This is a genomic window from Reyranella sp. (genome assembly GCF_004297405.1).
Classification (GTDB): domain Bacteria; phylum Pseudomonadota; class Alphaproteobacteria; order Reyranellales; family Reyranellaceae; genus Reyranella.
The window spans coordinates 136,282-143,324 of sequence record NZ_SCVC01000031.1 but is presented as its reverse complement, the minus strand read 5'-3'; the positions used below and the strand labels follow the sequence as shown (position 1 = coordinate 143,324).

Sequence of the window (7,043 nt, the reverse complement as noted above, 5' to 3'; positions counted from 1 at the left end):
CTACAAGGGCATGTTCCTCGCCGAGCATCTGTCGGCCTTCTATCCCGACCTGCTCGACGAGCGCTTCGTCTCGCGCTTCGCGATCTTCCATCAGCGCTATTCGACCAACACCTTCCCGCAGTGGAAGCTGGCGCAGCCCTTCCGCGTGCTCGCCCATAACGGCGAGATCAACACCATCCTGGGCAACGTCAACTGGATGAAGAGCCACGAGGCGCGCCTCGAGCATGACGGCTTCGGCCGCGCCATCGAGGACCTGAAGCCGATCGTGCAGCCCGGCGCGTCCGACTCTTCGGCGCTCGACAATGTGTTCGAGCTGCTGGTGCGCGGCCATCGCAACCTGCCGATGGTCAAGGCGATGATGATCCCCGAAGCCTCGGGCACGAACCCCAACGTGCCGACCGCGCATCGGGCGATGTACAACTACGTCAACGGCGTGATGGAGCCGTGGGACGGGCCGGCGGCCATCGCTGCCGTGGCCGGCAAGTGGGCGCTGGTCGGTCTCGACCGCAATGGGCTCCGTCCCATGCGCTACGTCTGCACCTCAGACAATTTGCTGATCGCCGGCTCCGAGGCCGGCATGGTGCCGCAGGAAGAGACGCGGATCGTCGAGAAGGGCCGGCTCGGCCCCGGCGAGATGCTGGCCGTCGATATGGACCAGCCGCGCCTTTACAAGGACCGCGAGCTGAAGGACATGCTCGCCGCCACGCACGACTATGCGAGCTGGACGGTGCGCACGGTCGAACTCGACTCGCTGATTAAGCAGGATGTGCCGGCCACCGAACACTTCCAGGCCGACGAGCTGCGCCGCCGGCAGTTCGCCGCCGGCTGGTCGATCGAGGATCTCGAAGCGATCCTTCATCCCATGGTCGAAGACGGCAAGGAGGCCGTCGGCTCGATGGGTGACGACGCACCGCTGGCGGTGCTCTCCGACACCTATCGCGGCATGCACCATTACTTCCGGCAGAACTTCAGCCAGGTGACCAACCCGCCGATCGACTCCTTGCGCGAGCGCAATGTAATGACGATCCGCACGCGGCTCGGGAACCTCGGCAACATCCTCGACGAATCGCCCGAGCAGAGCGAGATGCTCTCGCTGCAGTCGCCGATCGTGCTCAACGCCGAGTTCGAGGCGATGCGCAAGTACATGGGCGACACGGCCGCGCGCATCGACTGCACCTTCGATCCGAAGGGTGGGCTCGATGCCATGCGTCAGGCCTTCGAGCGCATCTGCAAGGAGGCTGAAGACTCCGTCCGCAGCGGCTGCCTGCATATCGTCCTGACCGACGCCAATATCGACGAGAACCGCGCCGCCCTACCGATGATCCTGGCGGCGGGCGCCGTTCACTCCTACCTGGTGCGCCAGTCGCTGCGCACCTTCACGTCGCTGAACGTGCGGTCCGGCGAATGCCTCGACGTGCACTATGTCGCCGTCATCATCGGCGTCGGCGCAACGACGGTGAACCCCTATCTCGCCGAGGAGACGATCGCGGCCCGCCATGCGCGTGGCCTGTTCGGCAAGCAGTCGCTCAGCCAGTGCCTCGCCAACTTCAAGAAGGCGCTGGACGAAGGCCTGCTCAAGGTGATGTCCAAGATGGGCATCTCGGTGCTGTCGTCGTATCGCGGCGGCTGCAACTTCGAGGCGGTCGGCCTCTCGCGTTCGCTGGTCAACGAATTCTTCCCCGGCATGCCTTCGCGCATCTCGGGCATCGGGCTCCGCGGCGTACAGGAGAAGATCGCCGAGCAGCATGCCCGCGCCTTCGACGAAGACGTGATCGCGCTGCCGATCGGCGGCTTCTACAAGGCCCGGCGCGGCGGCGACCGGCACAATTTCGAAGGCACGCTGATCCACATACTGCAGGACGCGGTGAACACCGAGTCCTACGCCAAGTATCGCAAGTACAGCGAAGCAGTGCGTCGCCTGCCGCCGATCAACCTGCGCGACCTGCTCGACTTCAAGACCGACCGCGCGCCGGTCACGATCGACGACGTCGAATCGATCACCGAGCTGCGCAAGCGGCTGGTGGCGCCCGGCATCTCGCTGGGGGCGCTCGGTCCCGAGGCACACGAGACGCTGTCGATCGCCATGAACCGCATCGGCGCCAAGTCGGATTCCGGCGAAGGCGGCGAGGATCCCGCACGCTACCGCCCGCGACCGAACGGCGACAATGCCTCCTCGGCCATCAAGCAAGTGGCGTCGGGCCGCTTCGGCGTCACGGCGGAATACCTGAACAACTGCCGCGAACTGGAGATCAAGGTCGCGCAGGGCGCCAAGCCCGGCGAGGGCGGCCAGCTTCCGGGCCTCAAGGTGAGCGAGATGATCGCCAAGCTGCGTCACTCGACGCCGGGCGTCACCCTGATCAGCCCGCCGCCGCATCACGACATCTACTCGATCGAGGATCTGGCCCAGCTCATCTACGACCTGAAGCAGATCAACCCCGAGGCGCGCGTGACCGTGAAGCTGGTCGCGCGCTCCGGTATCGGCACGATCGCGGCGGGCGTGGCCAAGGCCAAGGCCGACGTGATCCTGGTGTCGGGCCACAGCGGCGGCACGGGCGCGAGCCCGCAGACCAGCATCAAGTACGCCGGCATTCCCTGGGAGATGGGTCTGTCCGAGACGCATCAGGTGCTGACCCTGAACCGGCTCCGCGAAAAGGTGCTGCTGCGCACCGACGGTGGCATCAAGACCGGCCGCGACGTCGTCATCGCCGCCATGCTGGGCGCTGAGGAGTATGGCATCGGCACGGCGTCGTTGATCGCCATGGGCTGCATCATGGTGCGGCAGTGCCATTCAAACACCTGCCCGGTCGGCGTCTGCACGCAGGACCCGAAGCTGCGCGCCAAGTTCGAGGGCTCGCCGGAGAAGGTCGTCAACCTTTTCAGCTTCATTGCCGAGGAAGTACGCGAAATCCTGGCGCAACTCGGCTACCGCTCGCTGCTGGAGATCGTCGGCCGCTCCGACCTGCTGAAGCAGGTGAGCCGCGGTGCGCGCTATCTCGACGATCTCGACCTCAACCCGCTGCTGACGCGCGCCGACGGTGGCCGCGAAGTCGCGCATTGCACGGTCGAGGGCCGCAACGAGGTGCCCGACACGCTCGATGCCCAGATGCTGCGCGACGTGCAGCCGCTCTTCACGCACCGCGAGAAGATGCAGCTGCAGTACAGCGTACGGAACACCCATCGCGCCGTGGGCACGCGGCTCGCCGCCATGATCACGCGGAAGTACGGCATGGCGGGCCTGCAGCCCGACACGGTGACCGTGCGCCTGCGCGGCACGGCCGGCCAGTCGCTGGGCGCCTTCGCCGTCCAGGGCATGAAGCTCGAAGTGTTCGGCGACGCCAACGACTATGTCGGCAAGGGCCTGAGCGGCGGCACCATCGTGGTGAAGCCGACGGTTTCGAGCCCGCTGGTGCCCGAAGCCAACGCCATCATCGGCAACACCGTTCTCTACGGCGCGACGGCAGGCAAGCTGTTCGCCTCGGGTCTCGCCGGCGAGCGCTTCGCCGTGCGCAACTCCGGCGCCGATGCTGTGGTCGAGGGCGTGGGCTCGAACGGCTGCGAGTACATGACCGGCGGCACGGCCGTGATCCTGGGACCGACCGGTATCAACTTCGGCGCCGGCATGACGGGCGGCATGGCCTACGTCTACGACCCAGACGACAGCTTCAAGCTCAAGGTCAATCCCGAGACGGTCGTGTGGCAACGCATCGACCATCCGCATTGGGACGCCGACCTGAAGGCCCGCCTGCAGGAGCATGTTGCGGAGACCAAGTCGCCGCTCGGCGCGCGCCTGCTGAACGACTGGAACCGCGAGGTCGAGCGTTTCTGGCAGGTCGTGCCGAAGGAAATGCTCTCGCGCCTGCCGCAGCCGCTGACCATCGTGACGGAAAAGCGCGCCTAGCAACGCGCCGGAGGAGATGCACATGGGCGACGCGCGGCCCTCGCGCGTGGCGTGGCTGCAGCTCGGCGCCGTCGTCGTGCTGTTTGGCCTTGCCTGGCCGATCATCAAGATCGGGCTCGGCGCCAGCACGCCAGTCTGGATGGCGGCGGCGCGCGCGACCCTGTCGGCGGCGACCGCGTTCGTTCTGGTCGCGGCCTTGAAGCGGCTGGCGTGGCCCAGCCGCGCCGACTGGCCGATCATCCTGTCGGTGGGCGCACTGCAGCTCACCTGCTTCTTTGCCTTCGCCAATCTCGGCGTGCAGAGCGTGCCGCCGGGCCGCTCGGGTGTGCTGGCCTACACGACCATGCTCTGGATGGTGCCGCTCTCCTGGATGGCCGGGGAGAAGGTCGGCCCGCGCGCGATGCTGGGCGCGGCGCTGGGCGTCGCCGGCATCGTCGTGCTGGTCGATCCGTTGCGTTTCGACTGGAGCGACCGCGCGGTGCTGTTCGGTCACGGTTGGTTGCTGGCGGCAGGCTTCACCTGGGCCATCGCCATCCTGCATGCGCGCCGCCATCGCTGGCGCATGTCGCCGCTCGACGTGCTGCCCTGGCAGATGGGTCTGGCCACCGTGCTGCTCTGGATCTTGGCCTTCTTCGTCGAGCCTCAAGGCTATCTCGATCTCGGCCAGCCTTCGCTGTGGCTTTCGCTGCTCTATCTCGGCGTGCTGGCCGGTCCGACGGCGACGTGGGCCGCCGTCTCCGTCGCGCGCGCCCTGCCGCCGATCACCGGCTCGCTCGGCATGCTGGGCGTTCCGCTGCTGGCCATCGCCAGTTCGATCGTGCTGGTCGGCGAACCGGTCACCTGGCCGCTCGCGGCAGGCACGGCGCTGGTGATCGCGGGAATTGCCATCGTGATCCTGGATCGAAACAATTAGGGCATGTCCCGGATCGAAATCGAACGGCGCGACGCCGTTGCCCTCATTCGTTTCAACAACCCGCCCAAAGGCTACATGAACGCCGCGATGGTGGGTGAACTCGACACCGCCGTCGATACGCTGCTCGCCGACGACGGCGTGCGCGTGCTGGTCTTCACCGGCGCGCTGAAGGGCGTGTTCGTCGAGCACTACGATGTCTCCGAACTCGTCGCCCTGTCCGAGAAGCTGCGCGCCAAAGGGGCCAGCTTCTCGCTCGACCGGCCCTCGCCCGAGAGCGCCTACCACAAGATCCTGACGCGGCTCGAAGCCGCGCCCAAGCCGATCATCGCCGCCATCAACGGCACGGCCATGGGCGGCGGCTTCGAATTCTGCATGGCCTGCGACATTCGCCTGGCCGAGCGCGGGCCCTACTGGCTGGGCCAGCCCGAGATCAATATCGGCATCCTGGCCGGCGCCGGCGGCACGCAACGCCTGGTGCGCCTGGTCGGCGAAGCGCGCGCGCTGGAGCTATCGCTCACGGGCCGCACCGTGTCACCGGACGAGGCGGCGGCGCTCGGCATGGTTCATGCGGCCGTCGACGGGTCGGTGCTCGATCATGCGCTGACGATGGCCAAGCGGCTCGCCGGCCAGCCGCCCAAGGCAGTGGCGCATATCAAGCGGCTGATCCGCGGCGCGGCTGAAACACCGCTGTCACAAGGGCTGGCGAACGAACGCACCTTGTTCCTCGATCTCGCCGTCAGCGACGACGGGCATCGACTGATGGGCGAATTCGTCGCTGGAAAGCGCACGATTCGCGATTGATTGACAGGCCAGCGCCGGCCCTACCATATGCCGGGACACCCGGGACGAGGACGGAACGGAGCAGCGGAGCGATGGCGAACAAGGTCTACAAGGATGCAAAGTCGGCGCTCGAAGGCCTGCTGCGCGACGATCTGATGTTGATGTGCGGCGGCTTCGGTCTGGTCGGCATTCCCGACAAGCTGATCCGCGCGGTGCGCGACTCCGGCGTCAAGGGCCTCACCTGCGTCTCGAACAATGCCGGCATCGACGGCGCGGGCCTCGGCCTGTTGCTCGAGACCGGGCAGGTCAAGAAGATGATCAGTTCTTACGTCGGTGAGAACAAGACCTTCGCCAAGCTCTACCTCGACGGCAAGCTCGAGCTCGAATTCAACCCGCAGGGCACGCTCGCGGAGCGTTGCCGCGCCGGCGGCGCGGGCATCCCGGCCTTCTACACCAAGACCGGTGTCGGCACCCTGGTGGCCGAGGGCAAGGAGACCAAGGTCTTCGACGGCGAGGAATATGTGATGGAGCGCGGCCTGTTCGGCGACATCGCGCTCGTGAAGGCCTGGAAAGGCGACACCGCCGGCAACCTGATCTATCGGAAGGCCGCACGGAACTTCAATCCGATGATGGCGACCGCGGCCCGCATGTGCGTCGCCGAGGTCGAGGAGCTGGTGCCGGTCGGCCAGCTCGACCCCGACCAGGTCCATACGCCCGCCGTGTTCGTGAAGCGCATCTTCTGCGGCGCGCCCTACGACAAGCAGATCGAACAGCGCACCATTCGCAAGGCTTGAGGAGAGAACGATGGCCTGGACCCGCGATCAGATGGCGGCGCGCGCCGCCAAGGAATTGAAGGACGGCTTCTACGTCAACCTCGGCATCGGCATTCCGACGCTGGTGTCGAACTACGTACCCGAGGATGTCGACATCACGCTGCAGAGCGAGAACGGCATGCTGGGCGTCGGCCCCTTCCCGCTCGACAACGAAGTCGATGCCGACATCATCAACGCCGGCAAGCAGACCGTGACCGAGGTCAAGGGCACGTCCTACTTCAGCTCGGCCGACAGCTTCGCCATGATCCGCGGCGGCCATATCGACCTTTCCATCCTGGGCGCCATGGAAGTGGCGGAGAACGGCGACCTCGCCAACTGGATGATCCCCGGCAAGATGGTGAAGGGCATGGGCGGCGCGATGGATCTCGTCGCCGGCGTGAAGCGCGTCATCGTCACCATGGAGCATATCTCCAAGGACGGCGCCTCCAAGCTCCTGAGCGAATGCACCCTGCCGCTGACCGGCCGGCGCGTCGTCGATATGGTGATCTCGGAACTGGGCGTCTTCACCGTCGACAAGAAGGGCGACGCCGGCGTGACCCTGGTTCAGCTTGCCGACGGCGTCACCGTCGATGAGGTCAAGGCCAAGACCAAGGCGAAACTCAAGATCGCGGTCTGAGCA

The 7,043-nt window shown here is 66.4% G+C and carries 5 protein-coding genes; all 5 read left to right on the top strand.

Annotated features, from left to right (window positions below; genetic code table 11):
* A partial coding sequence (gene gltB / locus EPO50_RS20030; protein ID WP_296346782.1) for a glutamate synthase large subunit occupies positions 1 to 3,898 on the top strand: 3,898 nt, incomplete at its 5' end.
* A gap of 22 nt (positions 3,899 to 3,920) precedes the next feature.
* Positions 3,921 to 4,811, top strand: a complete 891-nt coding sequence (locus EPO50_RS20025) for a DMT family transporter (protein ID WP_296346781.1) — start codon at positions 3,921 to 3,923, stop codon at positions 4,809 to 4,811.
* Positions 4,812 to 4,814: 3 nt separating this feature from the next.
* Positions 4,815 to 5,612: an enoyl-CoA hydratase/isomerase family protein gene (locus EPO50_RS20020; RefSeq protein ID WP_296346780.1), complete on the top strand. Its 798-nt coding sequence runs from the start codon at positions 4,815 to 4,817 to the stop codon at positions 5,610 to 5,612.
* Positions 5,613 to 5,683: 71 nt separating this feature from the next.
* Positions 5,684 to 6,385 (top strand): CoA transferase subunit A, encoded by a 702-nt coding sequence (locus EPO50_RS20015; protein WP_296346779.1) that lies wholly within the window; start codon positions 5,684 to 5,686, stop codon positions 6,383 to 6,385.
* 10 nt (positions 6,386 to 6,395) lie between these two features.
* Positions 6,396 to 7,040 carry a CoA transferase subunit B gene (locus EPO50_RS20010; protein ID WP_296346778.1) on the top strand — a complete coding sequence of 215 codons (645 nt, stop codon included), beginning with the start codon at positions 6,396 to 6,398 and terminating at the stop codon, positions 7,038 to 7,040.
* Positions 7,041 to 7,043 lie beyond the last annotated feature (3 nt).